26 protein-coding genes are annotated in these 26,843 nt (G+C 48.1%); 9 read left to right on the forward strand and 17 right to left on the reverse strand.

Going from position 1 to position 26,843, the window contains the following annotated elements; all coding sequences use genetic code 11:
- Positions 1 to 219 (reverse strand): transposase (locus BP95_RS0107245; protein WP_028531791.1); only part of this gene is annotated, 219 nt, incomplete at its 3' end.
- 24 nt (positions 220 to 243) lie between these two features.
- On the opposite strand from BP95_RS0107245, the gene BP95_RS29845 reads away from it, so the two are divergent.
- Complete coding sequence (locus BP95_RS29845; RefSeq protein WP_269321436.1) at positions 244 to 1,104, forward strand: MFS transporter; 861 nt, start codon at positions 244 to 246, stop codon at positions 1,102 to 1,104.
- A 157-nt stretch (positions 1,105 to 1,261) separates the two neighbouring features.
- Here BP95_RS29845 and BP95_RS0107255 read toward each other — a convergent pair whose 3' ends face one another.
- The 6 genes from BP95_RS0107255 to BP95_RS0107280 all read right to left on the reverse strand — a co-directional run bounded on the left by BP95_RS0107255 (position 1,262) and on the right by BP95_RS0107280 (position 7,458).
- Positions 1,262 to 2,440, reverse strand: a complete 1,179-nt coding sequence (locus BP95_RS0107255; protein ID WP_021254429.1) for an MFS transporter — start codon at positions 2,438 to 2,440, stop codon at positions 1,262 to 1,264.
- Between the two features lie 181 nt (positions 2,441 to 2,621).
- Positions 2,622 to 3,854 (reverse strand): aminopeptidase, encoded by a 1,233-nt coding sequence (locus tag BP95_RS0107260; protein ID WP_021254430.1) that lies wholly within the window; start codon positions 3,852 to 3,854, stop codon positions 2,622 to 2,624.
- A gap of 178 nt (positions 3,855 to 4,032) precedes the next feature.
- Positions 4,033 to 4,245 carry a hypothetical protein gene (locus tag BP95_RS0107265; protein WP_021254431.1) on the reverse strand — a complete coding sequence of 71 codons (213 nt, stop codon included), beginning with the start codon at positions 4,243 to 4,245 and terminating at the stop codon, positions 4,033 to 4,035.
- A gap of 130 nt (positions 4,246 to 4,375) precedes the next feature.
- A complete protein-coding gene (locus BP95_RS0107270) occupies positions 4,376 to 5,785 on the reverse strand; it encodes a DUF4179 domain-containing protein (protein ID WP_021254432.1) in 1,410 nt (469 codons plus the stop codon).
- Positions 5,785 to 6,318, reverse strand: a complete 534-nt coding sequence (locus BP95_RS0107275; protein WP_021254433.1) for an RNA polymerase sigma factor — start codon at positions 6,316 to 6,318, stop codon at positions 5,785 to 5,787. The genes BP95_RS0107270 and BP95_RS0107275 overlap by 1 nt, the downstream gene beginning before the upstream one ends.
- A 96-nt stretch (positions 6,319 to 6,414) precedes the next feature.
- Complete coding sequence (locus BP95_RS0107280; RefSeq protein WP_051614019.1) at positions 6,415 to 7,458, reverse strand: hypothetical protein; 1,044 nt, start codon at positions 7,456 to 7,458, stop codon at positions 6,415 to 6,417.
- A 165-nt stretch (positions 7,459 to 7,623) separates the two neighbouring features.
- Here BP95_RS0107280 and BP95_RS0107285 point away from each other — a divergent pair, with 165 nt between their 5' ends.
- Positions 7,624 to 8,094 carry a GNAT family N-acetyltransferase gene (locus BP95_RS0107285; RefSeq protein WP_028531793.1) on the forward strand — a complete coding sequence of 157 codons (471 nt, stop codon included), beginning with the start codon at positions 7,624 to 7,626 and terminating at the stop codon, positions 8,092 to 8,094.
- 124 nt (positions 8,095 to 8,218) lie between these two features.
- Here BP95_RS0107285 and BP95_RS0107290 read toward each other — a convergent pair whose 3' ends face one another.
- Positions 8,219 to 9,247 (reverse strand): RluA family pseudouridine synthase, encoded by a 1,029-nt coding sequence (locus BP95_RS0107290; protein WP_028531794.1) that lies wholly within the window; start codon positions 9,245 to 9,247, stop codon positions 8,219 to 8,221.
- Between the two features lie 270 nt (positions 9,248 to 9,517).
- Between BP95_RS0107290 and recQ the strand changes: the two genes are divergently transcribed.
- The 5 genes from recQ to BP95_RS29850 all read left to right on the forward strand — a co-directional run bounded on the left by recQ (position 9,518) and on the right by BP95_RS29850 (position 15,322).
- Positions 9,518 to 11,335 (forward strand): DNA helicase RecQ, encoded by a 1,818-nt coding sequence (recQ, locus tag BP95_RS0107295; protein WP_028531795.1) that lies wholly within the window; start codon positions 9,518 to 9,520, stop codon positions 11,333 to 11,335.
- Positions 11,336 to 11,528: 193 nt separating this feature from the next.
- Complete coding sequence (gene csaA / locus BP95_RS0107300; protein ID WP_021254438.1) at positions 11,529 to 11,891, forward strand: chaperone CsaA; 363 nt, start codon at positions 11,529 to 11,531, stop codon at positions 11,889 to 11,891.
- Between the two features lie 29 nt (positions 11,892 to 11,920).
- Entirely contained in the window at positions 11,921 to 12,097 is a 177-nt protein-coding gene (locus tag BP95_RS32950) for a hypothetical protein (RefSeq protein ID WP_021254439.1), read from the forward strand.
- A gap of 214 nt (positions 12,098 to 12,311) precedes the next feature.
- Positions 12,312 to 14,120: a B12-binding domain-containing radical SAM protein gene (locus BP95_RS0107310; protein ID WP_021254440.1), complete on the forward strand. Its 1,809-nt coding sequence runs from the start codon at positions 12,312 to 12,314 to the stop codon at positions 14,118 to 14,120.
- A 257-nt stretch (positions 14,121 to 14,377) separates the two neighbouring features.
- Positions 14,378 to 15,322 carry a DUF2167 domain-containing protein gene (locus tag BP95_RS29850; RefSeq protein ID WP_036591453.1) on the forward strand — a complete coding sequence of 315 codons (945 nt, stop codon included), beginning with the start codon at positions 14,378 to 14,380 and terminating at the stop codon, positions 15,320 to 15,322.
- 110 nt (positions 15,323 to 15,432) lie between these two features.
- Here the strand turns inward: BP95_RS29850 and BP95_RS0107320 are convergent, their stop codons facing one another.
- From BP95_RS0107320 to BP95_RS0107350, 6 genes are all read right to left on the reverse strand, one after another.
- Positions 15,433 to 16,164, reverse strand: coding sequence for an ABC transporter permease (locus tag BP95_RS0107320; protein WP_028531797.1), 732 nt, complete (start codon positions 16,162 to 16,164; stop codon positions 15,433 to 15,435).
- A gap of 1 nt (position 16,165) precedes the next feature.
- Entirely contained in the window at positions 16,166 to 16,879 is a 714-nt protein-coding gene (locus tag BP95_RS0107325) for an ABC transporter permease (protein ID WP_021254443.1), read from the reverse strand.
- Complete coding sequence (locus BP95_RS0107330; protein WP_021254444.1) at positions 16,876 to 17,790, reverse strand: ABC transporter ATP-binding protein; 915 nt, start codon at positions 17,788 to 17,790, stop codon at positions 16,876 to 16,878. Before BP95_RS0107330 ends, BP95_RS0107325 begins: the two co-directional genes overlap by 4 nt.
- Before the next feature lie 358 nt (positions 17,791 to 18,148).
- Positions 18,149 to 19,531: a sensor histidine kinase gene (locus BP95_RS0107340; RefSeq protein ID WP_021254445.1), complete on the reverse strand. Its 1,383-nt coding sequence runs from the start codon at positions 19,529 to 19,531 to the stop codon at positions 18,149 to 18,151.
- Positions 19,528 to 20,202 carry a response regulator transcription factor gene (locus BP95_RS0107345; protein WP_021254446.1) on the reverse strand — a complete coding sequence of 225 codons (675 nt, stop codon included), beginning with the start codon at positions 20,200 to 20,202 and terminating at the stop codon, positions 19,528 to 19,530. The genes BP95_RS0107340 and BP95_RS0107345 overlap by 4 nt, the downstream gene beginning before the upstream one ends.
- Before the next feature lie 161 nt (positions 20,203 to 20,363).
- Positions 20,364 to 21,590: an MFS transporter gene (locus tag BP95_RS0107350; protein WP_021254447.1), complete on the reverse strand. Its 1,227-nt coding sequence runs from the start codon at positions 21,588 to 21,590 to the stop codon at positions 20,364 to 20,366.
- A 201-nt stretch (positions 21,591 to 21,791) separates the two neighbouring features.
- Between BP95_RS0107350 and BP95_RS0107355 the strand changes: the two genes are divergently transcribed.
- Positions 21,792 to 22,106, forward strand: a complete 315-nt coding sequence (locus BP95_RS0107355; protein WP_021254448.1) for an ArsR/SmtB family transcription factor — start codon at positions 21,792 to 21,794, stop codon at positions 22,104 to 22,106.
- Between the two features lie 178 nt (positions 22,107 to 22,284).
- On the opposite strand, the gene BP95_RS0107360 is transcribed toward BP95_RS0107355, so the two are convergent.
- A complete protein-coding gene (locus tag BP95_RS0107360) occupies positions 22,285 to 23,112 on the reverse strand; it encodes a type II CAAX endopeptidase family protein (protein ID WP_021254449.1) in 828 nt (275 codons plus the stop codon).
- Positions 23,113 to 23,301: 189 nt separating this feature from the next.
- Here BP95_RS0107360 and BP95_RS0107365 point away from each other — a divergent pair, with 189 nt between their 5' ends.
- Entirely contained in the window at positions 23,302 to 25,155 is a 1,854-nt protein-coding gene (locus BP95_RS0107365; RefSeq protein ID WP_021254450.1) for a helix-turn-helix transcriptional regulator, read from the forward strand.
- 55 nt (positions 25,156 to 25,210) lie between these two features.
- Here the strand turns inward: BP95_RS0107365 and BP95_RS0107370 are convergent, their stop codons facing one another.
- Together BP95_RS0107370 and BP95_RS0107375 are read right to left on the reverse strand one after the other, a co-directional pair.
- Entirely contained in the window at positions 25,211 to 25,723 is a 513-nt protein-coding gene (locus BP95_RS0107370; protein ID WP_021254451.1) for an aminoacyl-tRNA deacylase, read from the reverse strand.
- A 136-nt stretch (positions 25,724 to 25,859) separates the two neighbouring features.
- Complete coding sequence (locus BP95_RS0107375; RefSeq protein WP_021254452.1) at positions 25,860 to 26,828, reverse strand: type I phosphomannose isomerase catalytic subunit; 969 nt, start codon at positions 26,826 to 26,828, stop codon at positions 25,860 to 25,862.
- Between the last annotated feature and the right edge of the window lie 15 nt (positions 26,829 to 26,843).

The raw sequence follows: 26,843 nt of genomic DNA on the forward strand, positions 1-26,843 counted from the left end.
GTTTTCTTTCCGTAATGCAATAAGTTCATTTTCTTCTGGAGAGCGGTTGTCCTTCTCTGAGAAGGAACCTGTTTGGTGGGCTTGTTTAATCCAGCGATCCAATGCAGATGCACTCAACTCATACTCACTTACAATGTCTGCTCTTGATTTCCCATTTTCGTATAGCTGAACCATCTGTTTCTTGAATTCATCTGTAAATGTGCGTCTTATTCTTGGCATAGTAGATCCGCTCCTTGTTATGATGTGTTAATTCTACTAGCCCTTAATTTTTCTGTCCAACTAAGTGTAGCCGATCTAATGTATCCTGTAGACAAACGAGTAACGACCATCGGGATTATTAGTACGGGATTTTTGATTGCAGGAATTGTTGGGCAAGTGATCAGCAGTTCGATTAGTGAGCAGTATGGTTGGAATGCCGTTTTTTATTTACTAGCCGTTGTGTATGCTGTGACCGCAGCTTTCGTGTTCTTCTTCCTCCCAAAAGGAATTCGCCACTCTGCCAGTGCAAGTATATGGGAGCCTATCAAGCAAATCGGACACGTAATTGTGCAAAAACAACTGGTGAATTGTTATCTAGTGGCATTCGTTCTGTTGATGTCTTTTGTTAGTATGTATACCGTGCTGGGCAGCTATTTGTTCCAATCTCCATTTGAATTGAGCAAACAAGACATCCTCTATGTTCGTTCCTTCGGCATAATAGGCATGCTCGTTTCACCATGCGCGGGGGGGATTTCCAAGCGTATTGGCATACGTGCTACGCTGCGTGGGGGATTATTGCTGGCGATTGTCGGATTGGCCACTATGGGGATGATCTCGAATCTACCATTGCTCGTTGTATTGAGCATCCTGTTTGTAGGGGGGATTGCGTTAGCCGTTCCTTCACTTGTATCTCTTGTTGGTCAGTTGAGTGGCAAAATGCGTGGGATAGCCGTATCTGTTTATACGTTTATCTTATTTGCGGGCACAAGCTTTGGCCCAATTATCTCGCTCTATTTTATGAAGAGTGGCAGTTATCTGATTACGTTTATCCTGCTGGCAATGATACTGTGCGTTGGATTGCTGGCTGCCTGTCTCATTAATCGCGAAGAGGCAGTGGAAGGGTAATGATAAGGGTGAGGTAACATTCACGTCAGGTTTGAAGAGGAAGAACGGAAATAGAATGGAGCTGCCTAGAGCTGCCCCTCTATTTCCGTTTTTTATTTATATAGTGATGGAAAATAGTATTTATCAATGATGCCGAGCTTCTTCAATTTCCTACCGCTTAAGCAGACAGCTGTTGCTGCCTCCCCACGTATAGCGCTCTTGTCATCAATCCCATGGAAGCAACGATAAGCGCAGCCGGAATCCAGAAAATTTGCGGCGTGACACCATCAATGAAGAGCGGCAGGAAATAGCCGATTAAGGATGCTGTTTGCGAAATGAACACGTACAAACTAGCGCCGAAGCCTGCTTTATGTATAAACATGCGCTGTACGTAGCCCATTGCTACGCCGTATAGAACCGAAACGAAGAAAGAGTATAGCGGCTGCATGAGGAAAAACACAGTCAAGGAATCGCTCGTGCTGTAAGCAATATAGGTGATGAGAGCGAACAATCCACCAAGCATAATAACGGGCTTGCTTCCATACTTGGCGGCCCAATACCCTGCCATGGTCATGAACAGGAGCTCGAATACGGCTTGTATGCTCCATATGAAGGACATTAATCGCGGATCGCCGAATTGCTCGTTCACCACAAGCGGCAAATACAAGCCGCGTATGGCATCTGCGCACGATAGGAGCAGAATGGCAAAGAGCATGATGAGGGAGAAGGGCTCGCCTGCTTTGGCAGATGCAATTGACGAATCGAGCGTAATCTCCTTATAGAACAAGAGCAGCAGGAACAAGGAAGCGTATCCTGCAAGATTGCCCCACAGTACGCCGTGGAAGGTCGCCAGCAAGTACAGGTTGGCTCCGACGAGCAGCCCGGTAAAGAATCCGACGCTGTACGTGGCGCGCATCCAGATTTGCGCCATCTCTACAATATCAGGAGCAAGCCGCGTGACATGATTCCGCGCCATTGCGAACAGCTGCCCCATAATCATGCCAGAAGGAGCAGTCGCGAGGGCCATTCCGATCAGCGCCTGCGCATAGCTGTCTGCATTCATATAGATGACGAGGCCGATCATACAGACGACGGACGCGAACAGTGGAATCGTCTTCTTGCGTTTCATGGAATCGCTAACAATGCCGACACCAATCGTAAGCACCATGTTCAGAAATAGGGATATTGCAAAAATAGACGCAATCTCTACCTTGCCAAGCCCTAATGATTCCCGCAAATAAATCGCGTTCATGGGGGCTAGAATACCCATGCCGATGCCGTACAGGAACAAGGTAAGGACGAGATGCAGAGCGCCTTTTATTCGCAGAAATAGCTTGAAATCGTGCCATATGCGCATGGAGAAGAACACCTCGGATTCTGAAATAGATTCAGAGCGAGAGAGGAGGTGTCTTGCGAGCTTCCGCTCTTGCTTCTGTCTTATTCTCCCATTATGCGGCAGTAGAACGGGGAGAGCAATACGTTATTGCGATAAAAAAGCAGTAGAAGCGGGATGCTTCTACTGCTTTGCTTGCTCAATATTAGATTGCCCAGTTGCCCTTGCGGAAGATTGGCTCTGTTGTGCCATCCTTAAGAATGCCGTCGATGTCCATGTCCGCAGAGCCGATCATGAAGTCCACGTGCGTAATGCTGCGGTTCACGCCGCTCTCTTCCAGCTCTTCCTGAGACATCTTCGTTCCGCCTTCTACGTTGAATGCATAGCCGCTTCCAATTGCCAAGTGGTTGGATGCATTCTCATCGAACAACGTGTTGTAGAACAAGATGTTCGATTCCGAGATTGGGGATTGATGCGGCACAAGTGCCACTTCACCCAAGAAGTGCGAGCCTTCGTCTGTGTCGACGAGCTGCTGCAGGATCTCTTGGCCTTGTTCAGCTTCTACCTTCACGATGCGGCCATTTTCGAACGTGATCTTGAAGTTGTCGATCAGGTTGCCGCCATAGCTAAGGGGCTTCGTGCTGGACACATAGCCGTTTACGCCCAGCTTATGAGGCACCGTGAATACTTCTTCTGTTGGCATATTCGCCATGAACGGCACGTCCTTCTCGTTGACGCTGCCTGCGCCTACCCACAGATGCTTCTCAGGCAATTCGATCGTCAAGTCCGTTCCAGGAGCTGTGTAGTGCAGCTTGTGGAAGTGCTTGCTGTTCAATACTTCAACTTTCTTATGCAATGTTTCGTTATGTTCCGTCCAAGCTTGAACCGGGTTGTCGGAATTCAGACGGATGGATTGGAAGATCGCTTCCCACAGCTTCTCTACTGCTTCTTCTACAGCTACGCCAGGGAATACTTTGGCTGCCCAATCGCGGGAAGAAGCTGCAACAACTGTCCAGCTTACTTTGTTCGCTTGAACGCAGCGGCGGAAGTGCTCCAGTGCTTGTCCAGATGCCTTTTGGTTATTGCCGATCCGCTGTGGATCCACACCCTTCAGCAAGTCCGGGCTGGAGGAGACGATAGAGATGAATGCAGCACCCTTATCCACGAAGGTATTGCGCTTCAATGCTTCCCATTCCGGGAATTGAGTGAACATGTCGTCTGATGCCTTCTCGAATTTCAAGCGAGTTGTAGCCTCATCCGACCAATCGATATGTACGTTGCGTGCGCCTGCTTCATATGCCTTGCTGGCAACGAGGCGGGCCAGTGGAGCGACTTCGATAGAACTATTAACGAATACATCTTGATCCTTCTGTACGTTGACGCCGACCTTTACGATAAGTTCAGCATACTTTTCTAATTGTTGCTCGAAATTTACCATGGGTAGCCACCTCTGTTCCTTGAATTCATAAATCTGAAGTCATTCCTCAGTATGTTCTCAATATACCATTATTGGAGGGGTTGCAGCAAAGTTTCTGGTGCAATAGTCTGTAGGCTGTAACATGAAAAAGGGGCTGAACCTCAGAACATGAATTCTGAGATCCCACCCCTCTACAGGCTTACACACCCATACGCTTGCGTTGATTGTTAATCTTCTTCGTATTCTGGCTCTTCATTGTTGGTTGGCCAGATTCCTGATGCTTGTGCACGCCTTGCGATTTCCCTTGGGCCTGCTTCTTCTGCTGCAGCATGCGCTTCGCGGCATCCGCCAAGCTTACTTTCTTGCTCTCCGTTGCTTCAGCATTACCCTGGTTCTCCATGTGCTCAGTCATCGTATCACCCCCGTGCGGCAAATAGATCGGTAAGATGTTGACTCCATCTCATCCCCATTATGAATGATTCTAACTGAAATGAATAGTAGGAGTTGTCGAAACTTACTTCTCAATTGTACTTTATCGGATTTTACCGTAACGGGACTTGGAATTCAAGCTCCTTATAAAAGGTCGCTTTGCGCAGCTTGCTTGAATACAGCTTAATGGGCATGTCTTTTTGGAACGGATATTCGCCAACGTACGAATATACGCCGTTGTTCACACGCAGCAGCTTGGAATTGTCGCTAAATACTCGTTTTCCGTCTTGGATGAACTCCATGGCAAGTTTCTGGCCTACAGGGTCGTTGCCGTTCACATCATATTGAATAATGACTCTGTCCTCTTCGAATGCCATGCTGTTCACCGTAACGGAGCCAACCTCTCCCTGCTGCAGCGTCAGTGGAAGCGCACTTGGATTCAGCGTGATCGCTGCATCGCCATAGCGTCTTCCCGATTTATAGGGCTTGAATATGAGCGTCTTGGAGTGCTCGGGTATTGGATCATACTTTTTCGTATGTATCATCTCTGCAATATTCGTTTGCATTTGATTGCCTGGCCCGCCTGAACCGCCTGCAGATGAAATAATATATCCGTTCTCATCCACAACCATATAGTCGCTGTTGAATCCGCTCCAGCTAGAAGAAGTCGAAGGGTAGGCTTCTGCGGTCTTGAATCGAATCTCGGTTCCTAGCGGCGAAGTAACGACGGACTGAAGCGTGATGGAGCCAATGCCGTCAGGCGCCTTATTGGTCTTACTAATAGGAATTTTTTTCGTCAGGGACGCATTCCATTTGACGGGAATTTCGAATTTCCAGTTTCCTTCCACATCTCCGACTTTCTTAATCGTGATCGGCAGTTGGAATTCTTTCGATATTTTGGCGTCTCGATCCGGTTCCGTGCCGTGCATCGACTCAAACGATAATATTCCGATGTTTTGCGTGGAGGTTTCCGAGCGCACATTTGACCAAGCATGGGACCAAATATCCAGGGCATGTGCTGGATCCTCCTGAGTTCTGTTTTTCACAATTTCATATCTGTTCGACCGATCCAAAATAATAGGAAGCTTGCTCATCGAGCTTTCCTGTATGCCAAGCTTAATTTCCACGCCGTCATACAACACCTCGGTAATGGTCAGCGTAATGCCTTGATCCGTTGCGCTCAGATTAACGGGAAGAGACAATCCTTTCCGATTCGCATCCTGCAAGGCGTTATCGCCGAGTGCCTCAAAGATTTGACCGATGAACGGCACCTTTCTAAGCGTTTCAGCCATAGCGGGTGAAATGAATCCGGAAGCTAATGTTCCCCCGATTGCGAGCACGGCTGCGGCCGCAACGAACCAAGCTTTCCGATGGCGGGAATGAGTCCGATGCTGCATCGGCATGGATTCTGTCTCAAGCAATTGCAGCGTTTGCTCCAAACGTGATTTTACGAGCTCTGGGATTTCGGAGCTGAGATTGTCGGTTAGGTGTGTACGGATTTGTTCGTCGATATTCGAATCCATTAAATCATTAGCTCCTTTCCATTCTCACGTGAGATATGAAGCATGTCCGCGAGCTTGTTTCTGGCCCGGAACAGGCGAGATTTCACAGTACCAACAGGCTGATCCAGCATATCGGCTACCTCCTTGAGCGGTAAATCCTCAATATAGAACAGTGTTACAACGATTCGCAGGTCTTCTTCCAACGCGTTGACGACTTCCAGTGTTTCGATATGCTCGTACTCGCTAGCTTCGGCTTTCGAGTGCTGAAGTTCAACGAAGGGTACGGTTTGTTTTTTCTTTCGCAGCAATGTTCGGCATTCATTCACAAGGATGCGAACGAGCCAGGTTTTAAAATATTTCGGCTCGCGCAGCGAATGGATGGATCGATATGCTTTAAGCACGGCTTCTTGTATGGCATCTGCACAATCTTCATCGGAATGTACAATTGACTTGGCCACTCTGTATAGGGGGGCTTCATAGGCGCGAATGAGTGTGCCAAATGCTTCCTTGTCCCCCTTGCAAGCTCGTGCTGCGAGTTGTTCTGGCTGCTGCACAGTGGTGATCTCCTTTATTTGTAGTGGGCGCCAAGACCCGTATCATGGTGTGCGATAGAGGCCGAGACGCAATCCCTATATGCTTGATTCATTTGTTCAGGATGCTGTTGGAGCAGTAAGGGACATGCTCCAGAACTTTCCTTTCTCATTGATCTTACCATAGACGCTTGGTTTTCCTTGTTTTGTGAATGTATACTGTTCTTGCTTGACTTGAACCTGATAGCCTTTCAAGTCTAGGTCGAAATATTGCTTGACCGTTGGAGCAGCCGCTGCAATGGCTTTGTCACTCGTATAAAAAGGCTTGGCGAATGCCTTCTTGCGTGCTTCTTCCGATGCATAACGGGTAATTTCCTCAGAGTTGGCAAAGGACATCAGCTTGCCTGTAGCAGCATTGATTTTGATAAGATAGCGGCCGCTTTCATCGGAGAAAGAGGCTGTTTTTTGGTTTTCTGCTTCCATGTTTATGTACACTTGGACGAAATTGCGGAGTTGCTTGCTTTTGTCTGCTGACAGGGATTGAATTGTTTTCTTGGCTAGCGCGCTCCACTTTGAATCGATTTTCGCCAAGTCATAATCCGTTGACACGTACGTTGCTTTGCCTGTGACTGCATCAATCACGCCTGAAATATTGCTGCCGTTGAATGTCCAATGGTTCATGTCTGTATCGGTTTTAACACGAGTAATTTGCGTAATCTTGAATTTCTGTTGTGCATCCAAACTTTTCATTGCTTTTTGGATAACGGACTGAAGCGAAGTATCGAGCTCTTGCCATGTGAAGTTGATTTCGCATGCTAAAATATCGCCCTTTGCCTTGCCGATCATGACGCGCGCCTGATTGTCTTTGTCTTCGATTAACAGCCGATCCTCTCCAAGATATTCATAGCCAGCCTCGGTACCGTTGTGCAAAGCAGCTAGTTCCATCGTTCTTTTAGGAGCTAGCTCCTGCAGAGCCTTCTTTGCTTTTTCGAGCATTGCGGGATCAAGCTTGTCCAATGCCGATGCTTCGATTGCAGCTTTTTTTGCAGCTTCGTTTGTCGGCTGTTCCGCCGCATATGCGGTATGAAGCGTGAAGTTAGCTGGCAGGCTTGTGATGAGCAAGCTTGCAGTGATAGCAGCGAGCATGAGTTTATAAGATTTCATATTGAATCCTCCTGAATCGATTGGTTTTGGTTGATGTACCCATTAGATGGCTCGAAATGGTGAGGAGGTTCACGAGAAAATAAAAAATGATTTTATAATAGAATAGATGAATGAATGGGTGCGTTTATTTTTGGTAAGGTAGAAACGGAAGGAGGATGGAATATCATGCATATACGATCATTTGAATTAGAAGATATCGCGCAGATTGTCGCCTTATTCTTCGATACGGTACACACCGTTAACGCACAAGATTATACTGCCGCACAATTACAAGCCTGGGCGCCGGCCGATGAACAGGAAGAGAAGCTGGTTCACTGGACAGCTTCGTTAAGCCAGCACATGACGTATGTAGCGATTCGGGACGGCGAATTGGTCGGATTTAGCGATATGGATGCTGGCGGGTATTTGGATCGGCTCTATGTTCATAAGGATGTTCAGAAGCAAGGTGTTGCAACGGCATTGTTGTCCAAGCTGGAGCAGGAAGCGAGGAGGCTGGGGCTGTCCGAAATGAGAACAGATGCAAGTATTACGGCCGTTCCCTTCTTCGAGCGGCACGGGTTCTGCATCCTTCAAGCTCAGACGGTGCAGCGCAGAGGGGTTGACTTGGTGAATTACAAGATGAGCAAGCGATTGTAAATCAGGTCAACAGAAGAGAAGAGGCCCAACAAAGGAAAGAAAATAGCCGCTCCCTTAATTGTAAGGAGAACGGCTATTTGTGTTGTTCGTTTGCGATATCATATCGTATTCTGATTCGAGGAGATTAGCGGCGCTCTCTTCTTGGCGCGGGTACTCCGTCTTGCTGCAATAAGCGGGTAAATGGCTTCGGAATGCCTGTATCGAATCGCATTGGCTTGCCTGAAGTTGGATGAGTGAATGCCAGGATGCGCGCATGCAGACCTAGTCGTCCCAATCCTCTTGATTTGGCGCCGTACTTCTTGTCACCTACGATCGGATGACCGAGATCCTCCATGTGAACGCGAATCTGATTTTTCCGCCCTGTTTCGAGATGAACCTCCAGCAGGGAGTAAGCGCTGTTCGCTTCCAGTGTTTTATAGTGCGTAACCGCATGCTGGCCATCGTTCTGATACGGACTGGAATACATTTTTAATGTTTTCATTTCCTTCAGCCAGGAGGAAATTGTACCTTCCGGTTGGCGAACCTTGCCTTCAACTAGCGCAACATAGGATCGTTCCTGTATGATTTCTTTCCAATTATTTTGCAGTTGCTGCTTGATGTCTTCCTTCTTAGCGAACATCATGACGCCGGACGTATCCCGATCGAGACGATGTACGACAAATATCCGGTTGCTCGGATGCTGCAAGCGGACATGCGTCGTCAACTGGTGGTAGGCAGTCAATTCCTTCTCATGCTCGGAGGCAATAGACAACAATCCGGCCTCTTTATGAATGACGATGATATCGTCGTCCTCATGCAGGAGCGACAAACCTACAAATGGAGGAGCTTCAACGATTTTCTCCTTCGACAAGCTTACAATTTGTCCAGGCTGGAGCGGATGATTATAGGCTGTTACGGCTTGTCCGTTGACAGAAATTTGACCGCGGGCAAGTACGGATTTGATGGAGTTTCGCCCCATATTTTCCACCGTATTTAATAAGAAGCTGAGCAATTCGGCCGGTTCCTGAACCGTATATTCGCGAGCCTTCGGCGGTGTATGATGGGTCGGTTTAGTTGGCTTAGTTGGTTTGACTGGTTTGGCGGATTGGTAAGCTTTCGCCGGTTGATTCTTCTGCGGGCCTTTTCTCGGTTTATGGTTCTCTCGCTTACGCATTCGTAAGACCTCCTTGATTGAGTGACAACTCTATACAGAACAGTGCGCTTCATAGATGGCGCTGATGGCGCGCTGTAGGACATGTTCTATGGAATGCTATCACTATAGCAGAAAGTTCGGGCAGATTCTATTCAGAATAGGCGAAACGGCGTACATATGGGCAGGTAACCGTGAAGTGGAAGCTATTACCTCATAGGAAAAGCTCATGTTATAATGAAGGACAGGAACAACGGGTTGCCGCAAGGGAACGGGGAAAAGGAGTCTACGTACATGTTTACAATGGACCAAGCGCGAAGCGCATTACAGCGAGTATATGGCTACGATGGCTTCCGCGATGGACAACGGAAAATTATTGAACATCTTGCCGAAGGCAAGGACACAGTGGGGATTATGCCTACCGGCGGGGGAAAGTCAATTTGTTATCAGATTCCAGCGATGCTGCTGCCTGGGGTAACGCTGGTGATCTCGCCGCTAATTTCATTAATGAAGGATCAGGTGGATGCGCTGCACAGCTTGGGGGTCAAGGCTGGATTCATCAACAGCACGCTTGAGATAGGGGAAGCGGGCCGTCTTATGTGGCAGGCGCAGGAAGGACGCATTAAGCTGCTCTATGTAGCGCCGGAGCGGTTAGAGACAGAATGGTTCCGGGAACGCGCGAAATCGATTCCGATATCGATGGTTGCGGTAGACGAAGCCCACTGCGTCTCACAATGGGGACATGATTTTCGTCCAAGCTATCGGACAATAGCACCTTTCATTCAGGAACTTGTGCAGAGTGGCCGCGAGCGTCCGATTGTGGCGGCATTTACCGCAACCGCGACGCCGGAAGTAACGGAGGATCTTATTCATTCCTTGGAACTGCTGGAACCCGAGCTTGTCGTTACGGGATTCAAGCGGGATAACTTGTCGTTTACGGTGCTGCGCGGCGAGGAGCGGAAGGCGTTCACGCTTGATTATGTCCGGCAGCGATCGAGCGAGTCAGGCATTATTTATGCGTCGACGCGGAAGGAAGTCGAGGACATCTATGACATGCTGAGACGTGCAGGAATAGCTGCTGGCCGCTATCATGCTGGACTCGAAGATGAGGAGCGGGCGAAAATGCAGGAAGCCTTCCTCTATGATGATGTGCGTATCATTGCAGCGACGAACGCGTTCGGTATGGGTATCGACAAATCCAACGTACGGTACGTGCTGCATTACAACATGCCCAAGCATATGGAAGCCTATGTGCAGGAGGCAGGACGCGCGGGACGCGATGGAGAGCCGAGCGAATGCGTGCTGCTGTTCCATCCGCAGGATATACTGACGCAGAAGTTCTTCATCGAACAAAGCGAGGCGGCTCCAGAACGGAAGGCGCATGAATATAAGAAGCTGCAAGTCATGATCGATTATTGCTATACGACCGGCTGTCTGCAAAATTATATGGTTCGCTATTTTGGAGAAGATGGAGAGCAACCATGCGGCGTATGCGGCAACTGCAAGGACGAGCGTGAATCGATCGATATCACGATTGAAGCGCAGAAAATCTTCTCCTGCATTTATCGAATGCGTGAGCGGTTCGGCGTATCTATGGTTGCTTCCGTACTGAAGGGATCGCGCAACAAGAAGGTCATGCAGTATGGATTCGAGAAGCTGTCTACGCATGGCGAAATGCGGCATTTGGCGGAAAAGGAAATTTCGGATCTCATCTATGTTCTTATAGCCGAGGGGTACTTGCAGCTTAGCGAAGGGCAGTATCCGGTTGTGCGGCTGCTGCCGCTGGCAGCGGATGTATTGAAGGGCAAGCGGACTGTTGAACAGCGGGTAGCGAAGTCGTTGAAACCGAAGGCGGGCACTGCCATTGATGAGACGATATTTGAGCAGCTGCGTCTCATTCGGCGCGAATTGGCAAGCCAAGCTGGAGTACCGCCTTACATTGTGTTTAATGACAGCACGCTGCGGGAATTGGCGGAGTTGCAGCCGACGACCGAAGCGGGCATGCTCCGTATTAAAGGGGTAGGGGAAGCGAAGCTGAAGCAGTTCGGCATACCGTTCCTTGAATTTTTCCAGCAGCGGGAAGAAGAAGCGGGTCGCTACGATATGGAATAGGGTTAGGGATTGCAGATAAGGTCGAATGTTCAACCGCGAATAACAAATGAAATGATGAAACGGAAATATTTGGGCAGAAGTGGCGTATATGGACATCCGAGGATAGATATGAGACACGACGATAGATAGGAAGCTTGAAGAACGGGTACTACCATTGACATGATGAATTGCGTGAATAAGGGGTTGAATCATGATGCATGAGTTTAATCTGGATCAAATCAAGGATGAAGCAAGCATTCAGGACTTTATGAAACTCGATATACGTGTTGGAACGATCGTGGAGGCAGAGCCGTTCGAGAAAGCGCGCAAGCCCGCGATTAAGCTGTCAATCGATTTCGGGCCGCTCGGCACGAAGCGATCAAGTGCACAGATCACAGCTCGGTATACGCCGGACAAGCTGGTAGGAAGACAGGTTGTTGCTATTGTGAATTTCCCGCCGCGCCGTATCGCCGGCTTCGATTCTGAAGTGCTCGTATTGGGTGGAGTGCCTGAGGAAGGCGATGTTGTTCTACTAAATACAGATGAGATCATTCCGAACGGCACACCAATTGCATAGTGTGATTGATTACGAGGAAGAGGTACACGATGTTGAGTAATGATCAAGAGCTTGCGCACTTTTTAGTAGATGCGAAGCAACGCACGTATGCTGCAGCGGACAATAACACATCTGTCCAACCAATATTACCTGGCTCCGTGCAGTTGGAATACCGCAGTGGAGACTACGTATATCGGGATATTTACTTTGGTCAAAAGAGATCATAGCGTTTACGAGCTGCACTATAGTGGCGGCATGATTCGATAATCCGTTTTCGATTGCATTGACACAGAATAAAGCAAGCTGCTTGCAGCTTGCTTTTCTGTTCAAGGTGGTTTCTTGGATGCATGTCGAGATCTGCCTTTACTTTGGTTATAATGGTAGAGGCTGATCGAGCAGTTCGGTCACTTTAAGGTAGTGTCTGATGAGAGGAAGGTTTAGATGAAAGTCGTACTTGCAACATTAAATGCTAAATATATTCATACCTCGTTGGCAATACGCTGCTTGAAGGCGCATTGCGAAGGTGAGTTCGATGTCGACATTGCCGAATATACAATTAAAGATCCAGTGATGAATATCGTCTCGGATCTGTACCAGCGAGAGCCGGATGTGATCGGATTCTCCTGTTATATATGGAACATTGAGGAAACGATTAAGGTCGTCAACATGCTGCGCAAGGTGCGGCCGGAGATCCGTATCGTACTTGGCGGCCCCGAGGTGTCCTATGACACGAAGGAATGGATGGAGCGGCTGTCGGATGTTGACTTCATCGTTATGGGTGAGGGAGAAGAGACGCTGCTTCATTTGCTGCGGGAGATCGAAGGCGAAGGGAAGTATCATTTCGTATTCGGGGTGGCGTATCGGAACAAGCAGGGCGAGGTCGTTATCAATCCGCCCCGCCCGAAGCTGGACTTGAATGAAATTCCATCCCCCCACCGCTTTGCGGAGGATATTCCGAGCCTCGGCAAGCGTGTTGTCTATTTCGAGACAAGCCGCGGCTGTCCGTTCAGCTGCCAATTCTGCTTATCCAGTATCGAGGTTGGCGTTCGCTATTTCGATATTGAACGCACGAAGGCGGACATCTTGTACTTGATCGACAATGGGGCGAAGCTCATTAAGTTCGTCGATCGGACGTTCAACATCAAGCGTGATTACGCAATGGAGATGTTCCAGTTCCTCATTGAGAACCATCGCGGCTGTGTATTTCAATTTGAGATCACGGCGGACATTATGCGCCCAGAGGTGCTTGATTACTTGGCTGAGCATGCACCACCCGGCGTATTTCGCTTTGAGATCGGCGTCCAATCGACGAACGATCCAACGAATGAGCTTGTGAAGCGGCGCCAGAACTTCACGAAGCTGACCCGAACCGTAATGAAGGTGAAGGACAGCGGCAAGATTGATCAGCACTTGGATCTGATTGCAGGGCTGCCGCTTGAGGATTACGATACATTCCGCAAAACATTCAACGATGTATTTGCACTGCGTCCGGAGGAATTACAGCTCGGATTCTTGAAGATGCTGCGTGGTACGGGGCTTCGTCTGGATGCTGAGAAGTACGGCTATGTCTTCATGGATCATGCACCATACGAAATGCTGTCGAATGATGTGCTTCCGTTCCGTGATGTCGTGCGATTGAAGCGTCTGGAAGACGTACTGGAAAAGTATTGGAATTCGCATCGCATGGATCGGACGATGGAGTATTTGATGCATATCGAATTCGACTCACCGTTTGATTTCTTCCAAGCATTCGGCGACTTCTGGGAAGCAAATGGCTGGCAGAAGATTGGACATCAATTAGAGGATTTGTTTGTAAGACTGCATGCCTTTTTAACCGCGTACGGACTCAAAAAGCCGCATGTGGCATTGGGGTTAATGAAGCTCGACTACTTCATGAACCATAAGTATAAGCCGCGCAAAGTATGGTGGCACAGACAGCTTCAGAAAGAGGAGGCTTCGCGCGTTCTGCAATGGGCGGCAGTACAGGCTGAGCTTGTGTCTGAGCAATTCGCAGCTCTAGGTCTTTCGGAGAAGGAGCTGCATAAGCACGCTGTTGTAGAGATGATCCCGCTTGAGGCAGTTGTTCGCAGCCGTTCACTCGGAATGTCCCAACATACGGAACATGGTTTCGAGACAACCGACGAGGGGTTAACAGATGAAGTGTACGGCATTTTCTTGTATCAGCAGACAGATGATGAAAAACCGTTGCTGTTTACGGTGAACCAATCCATGATGGTTATTGTTGAATAGGACTTTAGTAGCAATCTTAGGTATTAGACCTAAGATTGCTTTTTTTATCTCTTCTCGTCTAGTCCTATCAGCAAAAATAAAATAGGATGGGGTAGGATCTGGAAATGAAAAACATACCAAAAGTCTCAAGAAAATTACGGTTTGTCACTTTGTATAATCAAAATGTGGGCATATGTACTTATTTTCATACATTCCTTCTTCCGGTATAGTTTGTCGAGAGAAAAATAGAGAGATATTCTAGGAGGTAAAAGATTGTGATGAAATGGTTCAAAAAAACAGCCGTCATAATGGGGTGTGCTGCACTTCTTATGACAGGATCGATGCCTGCACATGCTGAGGGTACTGCGAACTACACTGTCGGGGCGGGACAGGCGGTAGAGCTTGATCAAGGCATTGCGACCGTGACTTTGAAAAAAGGAATGGAATACATAAATGGCACGGAAACGAAAGCCATGATTACGAGAAATGGCGGCAAACCTTCCGGCTCCGAAATCGGTACGGTTATACCAGAAGACGGGCGCTGGTTTTTGTATTTTGAGTACACCGATTCCGGACATATCAAAGATAGCGATAAAAATGAGATCGATGCAGATGAACTGCTGCAAAGTTACAAAGACGGACAAGAAGAAGCAAATAAAGAAATGACCCCTGAAAATCATCTATTCGTGGATGGTTGGGACGTAGCACCTAAATATGATGAAACGGCACGTAGAGTTGTATGGTCGCTATTACTGCATGACAAAGACAATGCCTCAATGGTCAATTATAACGAGCGTATATTGACGCGAGAGGGTTATGTGTCAGCGATCTTGGTTTGTGATCCCAAAAAGGTAGAAGCATCGCGCAAGGAAATGAATGATTTGGTCTTGTCTACACTGAAAATCAAAGAAGGCAAGCGCTATGAGGATTTCAATGAATCGACGGATAAGGTGGCGGAGTACGGCTTGGCTGGACTTATCCTTGGCGGAGCGGGTGTTGCTGTTGCCAAAAAAGTTGGATTAATCGCATTGGCGCTCGGCTTGTTCAAAAAGTTCTGGATCGTTATCGTGGCTGTCATTGCTGGCTTGTGGAAGCTCTTAACAGGCAAGAAGCGCAACAAGGAGCAGGAAGAAGAGGAAGTGCAATCTGCTGCAGGTGATGAACAATCAGCTTCTCAGCAATCCTCGCAGCAGCCTCCATCTCAACAGCCGCCAATGTCATAAATTCAAAATGAACAGGATCGTATCCTATATGGAAAGAGGCAGACTAGACAATGATGTCTATCTGCCTCTTTTTTCTACGTCTTTACAAGAAGCAGGATGTCTTAATAAAGCTACATGTCTTTGCGGTTGAAATAAATAAGACCACTAAGTAGAAAGAGCAGGAATCCACCGACAATGACGAACAAAAGAGTGCCGAGCGAGACATTGAATGCCCCGTATTTCTCCACGCCGTTCATCGCGAGTGCAGGCTGTGCCCAAGGATACCATGGGCCGTACTTTTCCGAATTGACGATGAGCATATTCGGCAGTGTCAGCATCACGTTAATAGCAAGCGGAGCCGCGAAGCTTGACCATGATACGGACACGAACAGCTGAAGCGCGGCAACAGGCAATGTAGCCAGCCAGCCATTGGAGAAGGCTCTCAGAAGTTCAGTCCAAGGGATAGGTGCTGTATATCCTTTTAATAAGCCGACAGCAATTGCACCTAGCAGGAACAGTACTTGTGTTAGTCCCAGCAGCAGTGTAACATGGGCGAATTTAGCCATGTATAGGCTGGAGCGGGACACAGGCAAGGAAAGCATTTGTTTCCAACCGCCTCCCGCGTGCTCGTACCGGCATATAAATGCAGAGAACACGCCAGCCAACAGCGGTAAGAACAACATCGCGTGCGCGATTGACATCGTCGACCATAAATAGAGCCACTGGATTTCGGGCGGCTGCTGCTCAGAAATGAATAGGCCGACGAGCATGGCCAGCAGAGGACTGATCAGGGTAAGCAGTCCAATATGGGATTTGCCCAACTTTAAACGTTCAGATTGAAATAATCGCAGCCATGTTGCCACATCAATCCACATCCCTTCTAATGAAGTGAACAAGGCTGAACAGAAACACGACGAAGCCGATCAAGATACCTGCGATGACGGAGTACTCTGGAATATTGGCTTCATTTACAAGCAGCGGCCACTTGTACGGCATCCAATCCGGCATTCTAATCGAATACACGGATACGATCGTGCCTAGAATTCCGCAAGTAAGTGGAATGGCTTGGTTGCTGATAACGGTAGATAACCATAGCTGCAGTGCGAGTATGGGCATAGCCGCTAAGAATGGATAGAAGCTGTTCTTGAGCAGCAGAGACCAAGGGATGTCCGCACCGAAGCCGAGAAGCAGACCGAGCAGAACTGATCCGACAGCAAGCAGCAGCGATGCAGTGAACATCATGAACAAGCTCAGAATATATTTGGATGAGAATACACTGAATCGAGACACGGGAAGGGCAAGCAGCTGCTTCCATGATCGCTGGCGATGCTCGATACTTACGATCAAGGATGTCACGAGTGTAATGCCAAATAATAGGGCGAGAACCGCCAGTATTTTAATGTCGCTGAGTAGGCCGATCCATACTTGATCCTTCAGCTTAGATACGAGGTAGTCGTAGCGCAAGCTGTAATTGATCGCTTGAAGGCTGATGACGCCGACAGGCCCTAGGACAATGAGCAGCCATATCCATGTATGGCGTATTTTCACAAAGTCAGATGACAGCAGCTTCCCGATCATCGATTGTTCCCCTCTCCAGTCATTGAGAGGAAGATCTCTTCCAGCGACTGCCGCTGTTCTTCTACTCGATACACGGACAGTTGGTTATGGACGAGCAGATCAACGAGGGAGGCGACCTGACTGTCTGGCATGTAGTTCATCAAGACGCTTCCTTCCTGCTGCTCTACAGCACATCCAGATGCAGCGAGCAGATTCGCTGCCTTGACAGGGTTCGAGACCGCGAATCGAATACGATGCTGCGCCTGATCCTGCAATACGCTGATGGAATCCTGAAAGACCATACGTCCATGCTGAATAATGCCTACGCGCGTAGCCATCTGTTCAATCTCACTCAATAGATGGCTGGATACAAGAACCGTAATGCCGTGCTGATGGGGAAGGCTCTTAATCAGCTCTCTAATTTCCAGAATCCCAGAGGGATCAAGGCCATTGGTCGGCTCATCCAAGATGAGCAGCTCTGGACTGCCCAGCATAGCTGCGGCGATGCCAAGCCGCTGCTTCATGCCAAGCGAATACCCCTTAACTGGGCGATTGGCATCGTTTGTGAGACGAACGATGGTAAGCACTTCGTCGATCCGTGACTTCGGCACATCGATAATTCTGCGTATGGCCTCTAGGTTGTCCCGACCAGTCAGATGAGCATAGTACGATGGATATTCAACCAGCGATCCGACCTTGCGCAAGATTTCCAGCTGATGGGAGTGCAAGTTCTTGTTGAATATTTGAATGTTGCCCTTCGTGGGGCGAATAAGTCCAAGCAGCATGCGGATCGTTGTTGTCTTGCCTGCGCCGTTCGGGCCAAGGAAGCCGTATATATCCCCGCGTTTAATCGTAAGCCGAAGCTGATCGACTGCTCGGCGGTCAACATATGTTTTCGTCAACCCTTCGGTTTGAATGATTGTTTCACTCAATGTATATCACCTCGTCAGTTAACGATACAGATCGAAGGTTAAAACAAAGGCGGCTGCTTGTTTAAATTCTGTTTAAGAAAGGATCTGTTTAAAAAAGGAGAAGAAGAAGCCCATGAACATGATCGCGTCCATGGGCGTAATGGGGGGCGCTTATTCATACGGATACTTTAGACTTTCGGTAGTTCAGTTTTTCGAGTGGAAGTGATTAAAAATGGTCTTCGTTAACGAGTTGGGTTCATTTGATTCTTATGGTTCCTAGTATTTATTGAGTTTATAGAATTTATAGTATATTGATTTCAATGAATTCATTGAATTTCTAATTTAATTATTCCATTGAGGTCCCTTTAGAGTTTGTTCATTAGTTTGATGTGCTCATTGCCTTCATCGGCGCTATGCTCATCCTTGTCCCTTCTGGGCTGCTCGTTACTTGCCATTGCAGCTGCATTTCTGCGGTCATCAACTCGACAATCGTCAGCCCAAGGCCAACGCCTCTACTTGTGGACGCAGCGCTCATACCGGGTCCGTGATCCTCAATCACAATTGCAGTCTCTCCATGCCCATGAATCGCAATTCCAATATATCGCCCTTCTGCGGCATGGCGCACAATATTTTGAAATAAATTATCGAGGATGCGCGTCATCCACTGTGAATCGACCCTCCAAGTAACAGGCTGCTCCGGGAGCTCAATATGAATCACAAAGCCTTCTTTCTCCCAAATCGGGTACCAGCTCGCCGCAGAAGTTCGGACAAGCCGCAGCATATCCGTTGCTTCCATCTTCAGCGAATACTTGTGAGCAGACAGCAGCGTGTACGCCAATAAATTATCAACAAGCTGTCCCAAATCATTGACCTTCTTATCGATAAGAACAAGCGACTGTTGACCTTTCTCAGACAATGGCTCTCGTTGGAGTGAATGGGCATGTCCTCGAATCGTAGTTAGCGGTGTTCGAAGATCATGGGACAAATTAGCGATCAGTTCCTTGCGAAGCGTTTCTTCCTCTTGTTCCCGTTGACGGCTGGAGGTGAGCTGCTTGATCATTTGGTTGAAGGTATGCTCCAATTGACCAATTTCATCCCACTTCGTTATCTCAATTGGCGAAGGCAAGCCATTGGCGTTATCGGGAACCATCGCCTTGCCTAACCGCACAAGCCGACCCCGAAGTCTATAGAAGAACCACCAAGAGGCAACTGTAAACAGAACAAACACGAGGGCGATGATGATAAGAGCGTGTGTTGTGCTGTATCCCTGTCTATCTGATACCATCAAATTTCGAGAAATTTGCATAACCATGAATCCTTGCTTCGGATCCTGCCCGATAAAAGCTACGACGGTGAACGGATCTCCATCGTAGCTCTTCTTCATAAAGGTGATGGCGTCACCAGCATTCCATTGTGCTGGCAGGCTGGGCTGTACAGGAAGCTGAAGGCGAGTAGTACCGCTGTTATCTACCCAGAATAATTTGGTTTCTGGGTACTCCTTCTTCAGCTCATGCAGTCTCTGATCAATCGCAGCCCGATCGGCTTGCTTGAATTGAGCAGCTTCTTGGTGCCACCTCTCTTCCAACTTAGCCGCTACCGTATAACGATTCTCGACGGGTTCCCCTCCATTCTGCAAGAGAGATACATAATACAGAATCGTAGAGGTTAATGGAAAAATAATCGGCCAGATCATGAGAGCGACAAATACAAGCGTCAAGTACCGGATCAGCAGTGATTTGCGCAGTGGAATACGGGAATTCATAGCTTCACCCGATATCCGATGCCGCGAATCGTTTCAATAATTTCCGGCTGGCCTGGATCGTTCTCGATTTTCTCCCGCAGATGTCGAATATGAACCATGAGTGTCTTATCGCCCTCCATGTAGGGTTCGCCCCAGACGCTCTCATAAATTTGTTCCTTTGTTAAGATCTGATTGGCATGACGCAGCATGAAGGTGAATATATGGTGCTGCTTGCCGGTAAGTGTGATTTCTTCACCGGTCAAGGCATGCACAATGTGATTATCGGGCAGCGAAATACGTAGATGCTTCAACTCGATGGAAGCAGGGGACTGCTTCTCGAAGCGCCGCAGCAGTACCTCCACTCTTGCAGCGAGTTCATCCGGATGGAAGGGCTTCGTTACATAGTCATCGGCAAATTGCAGCCCTTGCAGCTTATCGTCAATAGACGTGCGGGCAGACAGCAGCAAGATGGGCGTAGTTGGGTATTCGCGCTTCAGACGCTGTCCTACCGTAAAACCGTCCAATCCAGGAAGCATCACATCAAGTATGATCAGATCGCTATCAGGGACGTGCACCAGTGCATGCTCGCCGGACAGCAGCCACATCACCTGATAGCCTTTATCTTGCAAATAACTGCTGGTCCATGTTCCGATTTCTTTGTCATCTTCTATGTATAATAGCCGTTGACTCATTATGAGCGATCTCTCCCTATCGTGTCTTCGTGTCATTGAACATTATAGCTCATATGAAACCAGATGATAGAGAAAGAATGCAATAGTTGGACGATAGCCGTGTAGTCATACTAGATTCATTAGCCCTCGCTATTAGGTACCGAATAGGAGGCAGGCCGAATCTACTTCTGCTGCATCGCCGCCTGACTATTGATCGGTTGCGGGCTGTGCAGCAGGCTGCGGAAGATAAACAGGGATGCTGTATAGCACAGCATCGTAGCAACTACGATGGAAGCAAACCCCGGGACGCGCGCATAGAGAACACCAGCCAGAACGGATCCAAGCATCGTTGCGAAATACATCGTGCTGTTCGCCAGCGCGGATACGGTTCCACGTGCATTCGGTTGATCCTTCTGAAGAGTTCCCATTAAGAGAGGGAACAGCATGCCGCCGCACAAGGCGATCAGCGCATAAGCGATACCAATGAATGTAATAAGTTGGCTGGTCATAACGATCACATACATCGCAATCATGCCAAGGAGTGAATATGTAACAGTTCGCCGAATGCCGAGCGTACGTTCCACCCTCGAGACGAGAAGACTGCCGAATAAATTGCCGATCCCAAAGCCAAGGATGAATAGTCCCGTTTGCTGTACAGTAAGAGAGAAGTCATCAGCGAGCCAATTCCCCAGATAGGAGAAGGTAGAAAAAGTGCCTAGCTGATATAAAAAATATCCGAGAAAAGCAAAGGTGGTGCTGCGGCGCGAGAAAAGAGCGCGATATTGTCGTCCAAGAGAGCTCAGCGAACTTCGATGTTTCGTCGCAGGTGGGATAGAAGGGAGCTTTAGCGCCAATATGATGGTAATGAGCAGCGCAGTTACTCCGATGGCATAGAAGGGCAGTCTCCAACTGCTCGCGGCAAGCAGGCTGCCAAGCGGCACGCCGAGACATTGCGAGACGGCTAGGCCAGCCGTTGCGGCGCCCATCGCTTTTACAATTTTGTGCGGTGCTACTAATTGAGGGATGGAAGCCCATATTTGCGGCGAGGCGATTGCCGCGCTTATTCCCGCCAAGGCGCGGTAGGCGAATAAGAGGGTGAAGCTTGTTGTTGAACCGCACAGTGCTGTGAACAGAGAGAATCCCAGCATCCCTCCAAGGAGACAAGACTTGCGATCCAGTCCGTCGGATAGCGGTCCGGCGATTAGGGCGAAAAGGGCGTATCCGAGTGCATAAGCAGAAATAAGCCATCCTGATTGTTCGACAGAGATATGCAGAACTACTCGCAGTGTTGGCAGCATAGGAGAGACGATAAAGGTATCTGTACCGATGATGAACATTGTGGCAAAGAATAAAGACATAATGGTACGGAATGATGATGCGGCAAGCGGTTGATTCATCGTATTGCTCATTGTAACTGGCCTCCTGTAATGAATAAGCGATCTCATGCGGCAATGATGTACGCAAGATCGTTCTTAATCGATGATTCATAGGTTACAAATGATAGTGAATATAGGTAAGATTCACTGAATATGAAGGTGCGCACCTTTGTTCAATAGTTCGAGTGTAATCGAACTATTGAATGATGTCAATCATTTCGGTACAATAATGACATGAGAACATTATTTCATCCCGCTATCGAAGATATTGAACTTTCGCAAGTGTTCTATGCGCTCAGCGAGCCGATTCGAATGAGTATCGTGCTGCAATTGATGAACATTCCAGAGCAAACCTGCGGAGGATTCGATTTATCACTGTCCAAGTCCACCATGTCCCATCATTTCAAAGTACTGCGCGAAGCAGGCATTATTCGAACTAGAATGGAGGGAACTCAGCGATTCATCTGTTTGCGCAAGGATGAGCTCGAAGCCCGTTTTCCTGGTTTAATGCAAGTAATCCTAACCCAAGCCAAAAATATGACGTCGTAGTTCGGCAAACAGAGGAAGAGTCTCGTAAAATGCCAAAGTTGAAGAACGGAGCTCAGCATGGGTATGAAAATGCATGAACAAAGACGCCTCCATCCCACAAGTATAGTGGTTTTGGAGGCGTCTTTGTTTATCTGTCATGAACTCTCTTGTTACTACACTCTTGGAACATCAACTGTTTTTATGTGTTTATGGATCGAGCATTGGTATGGTGACATAAGTGCTTCATGACCCATACCGTAAGCAGCATATAACAGAGAATGACAACGATGCTGTTGTCTCCCGCTACATATAAAGCCATACCTGAAGCTGGAACCGCAAGGCTGCGCAGAATACTCCACATTACGTTATGTGCCGAGTGGAAGATAGAAGCTGTCCATACGCTGGATGAACGTAATCGAATATAACCGATGACAGGGCCTAGGAACAGGCAGGATACGACAGTGAATAGGCATGCGAGAATCGGATTTTGATCTTGGTGGTAGATGGAGGACAGCAATATAATCGGGATATGCCATAGTCCGTGAATCAGGCCGGTGGCGAATAACGCCTTTCTCTCTCCCAAGCTGTTTACAAGAAGCGGAAGCAAATAACCTCTCCAGCCAAGTTCTTCACCAAGTGAGCTGATAAGTACGGCGCTGACAAATTGTATCGCAACAACGAACGGGAAGGCGGACCAATCATAACCTGCATAGTTGGGGGGAACCTTGATATCTAGGGCACCAACTCCCCAAGCGAATCCATAGCTCAGCGCTACAATGCCAGCTGGAACCGTGATACATAGGAGCCACCATTTGAACCCATATTTTCGTAATCCAAGCGCGGCCCATCCGGATCGCGATCGACCGTCCTTCGTCACGAACAGGAGCATAATGAAGGCAGCCACTGTTGGAGTCAGCATATAAAGTAAGGAATTGGTGTTCGGAACGATACTGACGCCTATAGCTAGAATGAAGACGATTGCTGTGTAAATCAGTGCTTTTGTATGGCTGTGTAAATTAGAAAACATGCTGCATTCCTCCGGTTTCGCTTTTTTTCATGGGCCTATCATATTACAATAAGGATGGTGCTCCCAGTGAGGAACATCTGAAATGCTGTCATATGAATATCCTATCTATCTTGGATGTAGAAAATGCCGTAAATATATCTGGCTGAGTGATTAGAGAAGTATGTTACTTACGTGGAAAGAGGCAAGTGAATGGAGCAACGACAATGGCATTGGATCGACACAGCACTAATGGGCTTATACATTCTCTGGATTGTATCAGGGGCAGTTTATATTGCCATATCACCGGACTTTAGTACGGTTCATACCGGACGTACAATCGTACCGTTTATATTGTGTTCTGCGCTGCCTTTGTGGTTCTGGAGACCTGGCAGCATTCACCCGTCGAAATTTATTGCCTCGGAAATAATTTTGTCGGGAGGCATTAACATTTCCATGCATTTGTCGATGCCTGTGTATCTCGACAATATGGTGCTGCCCGCACTTCTCATTGGATTTATGACGTCAAGGAAGAATGTATGGTGGGGAGGTTCGATTGTAGGACTTTTTCCTTTCATTGGTTTATGGAGTGGCAAGTTATCTTGGCTTCAGGCTTTGGACTCGTCTGTTAATCATTTCATATTGTTCGGGATCGGTGTTGGCTTTCATGTGTTTCTGCATTCGCAACGAAGAATGAAGCAGCTGCTTCAAGAGAATGAGCATCAATTCAATATTATTCGTCAATATGCGGAGCAAGTGGAGCGGCTTACCGTTCAGGAGGAGCGCAATCGTGTAGCTGGCGAATTGCATGATACATTAGGTCATTCACATGCATCGATTGTTATGGGGTTGGAATCGGTCAAGGTTCTTATGGGGGACGACCCTGAACAAGCAAAAAGTAGGCTTGAGAGTGTGATTGTACACGCACGGAGCAGCTTTGAAAAAATACGACATCACATTCATGATATCGCTCCTTCTGAAGAAGGGGAGCGAACATTGGATGAGGTATTGAAGCACTTGCTGGACACGCTTGGCAATCAAACTGGTATTGCATGTAAACTCAAAACAGAAGGCATCATCTATTCTATTCCTTATGCACACCGTATGGTATTAGAGCGTTGTGTGCAGGAAGCCGCTACAAATGCAGTGCGTCATGGTAGAGCATCATCGATCGAGGTTAACCTTGTCTATGACGAGACAGAAGTATGCTTATCGATTCGGGACAATGGGCTAGGCAATGAGAAGCTAACCTTTGGCTATGGTCTGTCATCAATGCAGGATCGCCTGCATGCTTATGGTGGGCACTTAATGGTACGTACTTCATTAGGGAACGGCATGGAAATTGTATGCAAGGTTCCGCGCAAGTTGCATATAGAGGGCGATCAGCCGATCCGCTTGCTCATTGCTGATGATGAGCAGCTCTTTTGTGAGAGTTTGTGCTATTTATTCAGCCAAGAAGATGATGTCTATGTCATAGGTGCAGCGGTGGATGGGAAGGAAGCGATTGAATATATGGAGTGCGAGCATCCTGATGTCGTGCTCATGGATATTCGAATGCCGCGAATGGATGGCTTGGCTGCTGTTCGTGTGATGAAGGAGCGATGGCCGGATGTGAAGATCATTCTGCTGACAACGATTGAGGAATCAGATTATGCCGTACAAGCGATTGATTCGGGAGCGGAAGCGTATCTGCTAAAGTCCATGCATCCGAAGGAGCTGCTTGCCAGCGTCCGTCTTGTACATCAAGGGGGAACGCTCCTATCGCAGCCGATCGCACGATTGATGGCCGATCAATTATTGCAAATGGATCACGCTGAGGATCGAAGTGAAGCGGCAGGGAGTATGGGGCCGTGCATAGAAAGCAGTGAAGATCCATTCGGCTTAACTGAACGTGAGAAGCAGGTGCTCTATTATTTGGCGCAAGGAAAAAAATACCGTGAAATTGCTCAGACTCTCTATTTGTCCGAAGGAACGATCCGCAATCATATCTCAAGCCTATATGCCAAGATGGGAGTAAACGATCGGATGTCCGCCGCGAATGCAGCACGGAATGCACGTCTTGTATAAAATGAGAGAAAGCGCTTAGTGAAGTCACTAGGCGCTTATTTGTATATTTGGACAGTTATTTTCGTACTCGTGCTACAATAGCTTGATTGACACGCACCATTTCTTGAACGGAGATTCGCGTCAGTGAATAGGGGGAGCCACCACCTGTATATACGAATTCCTGTTCCAGAACCTTCGGATCGATTAGAAATGTGGCTGTGAAGCCAAAGGAAGGAATCCCGCCAGCAGGATATCCAGCAAGCTGAAGCATTTCTTGTTCGAGCGCCAAGCGTGGAGGAGGAATAAGCAGTGCCTTGCCAACTCTGCTGGTGCTTGCTCGGTCTTCGCCCTTAACGATGGCTACAAGTAATTGACCTTCACCATCGATCATGCAGACATTTTTAACAAAATCAGCTTTATCGGCTTGCACCGCTTGAGCAGCATCCTCAACGGAATGACACAGTGTATGTAGGCGCAGATGTTCCGCAGCCATTTGATTCGCGCGGAGATAGGAAATAAGCTTGTTATCATATTCATCTGTTGACTGTGGTGGTTCCGGATTTTCTAGATATTCCTTATTCGCATTCATCTATGTTCCTCCATTCAAAGAAAAATAGCTCGTGTAAATGCAAGTGAACGTGTAAGAGTAAGTGCAGGCCGCTTGCTAATAAAATGGCATCCGGTCTCCCCGTAAGGAATCGGATGCCGAGTCAATTATGCGCGCATTAAGGAGCGACAGAGCGCAATACAGTGCAGTTGCCATCAAGCGTATATTCACCAAGGTTGGCAGGAAGCAGGAAGCATTCGCCTGCTTTGAAAGCGATCTGCTCGTTAGCAGTTGTAAGTGTGCCTGTTCCTTCGCATACAACAAGAATGACGAAGCTCTCTTCTGTTGTTGCGAGTGCCCATGGCTTCTCAACGATGCCTTTTTCTACACGGAAGTACGGAGACTCCGCAAGCACCAGCCACTCGTTAGCGACAGCGCCATTTGTAGACATGCGAGTTGCGCCCGCGCCTTCGTAGGCGATGACATTCAAGGAATCCTCAATATGCAGCTCGCGCGGCTTTCCGTCGAGACCTGGACGATTGTAGTCGTACAGGCGGTAAGTCGTATCGGAGTTCTGTTGAATCTCAGCGACTACGACACCTGCACACAGCGCGTGAACCGTACCAGCTGGAATGTAGAAGGTGTCCCCGGCCTGGACGGATACTTCTTGCAGAACTTCCATAATGCGGCCTTCTTCGATCGCCTCTGCCATTGCTGCGCGATCAATGCCTTCCTTCAAACCGTAAATGATTTTCGCGTCTGGCTTCGCATCAAGCACATACCACATCTCTGTCTTGCCCAGTTCGCCTTGCGGCAGACCTTCATACGTGTCAGTAGGATGCACCTGAATAGAGAGATCATCATTGCAGTCCAACAGCTTGATAAGCAATGGGAATCGGCCGTTCTTCTCAGAGAAGCCCTTGGAGCCGAACCATTCCTTGCCGTATTGTTCACGTACTTCGTCCAAGCCAAGTCCAGCCAGTTCACCGTTAACGACTTTCGTCGTACCGTTCGGATGATCGCCGATCATCCAACCTTCACCGATATGTCCTTCTGGCAAATCCAATCCGAATTGCGTCAGAGCACGGCCGCCCCATACGCGTTCTTTGAATTCTGGTTGAAACTTCAATGGATAAGGTCTTGTCATGTTCTCTCACTCCCG

It is taken from the genome of Paenibacillus sp. UNC217MF (assembly GCF_000686865.1).
GTDB classification, from domain to species: domain Bacteria; phylum Bacillota; class Bacilli; order Paenibacillales; family Paenibacillaceae; genus Paenibacillus_B; species Paenibacillus_B suaedae.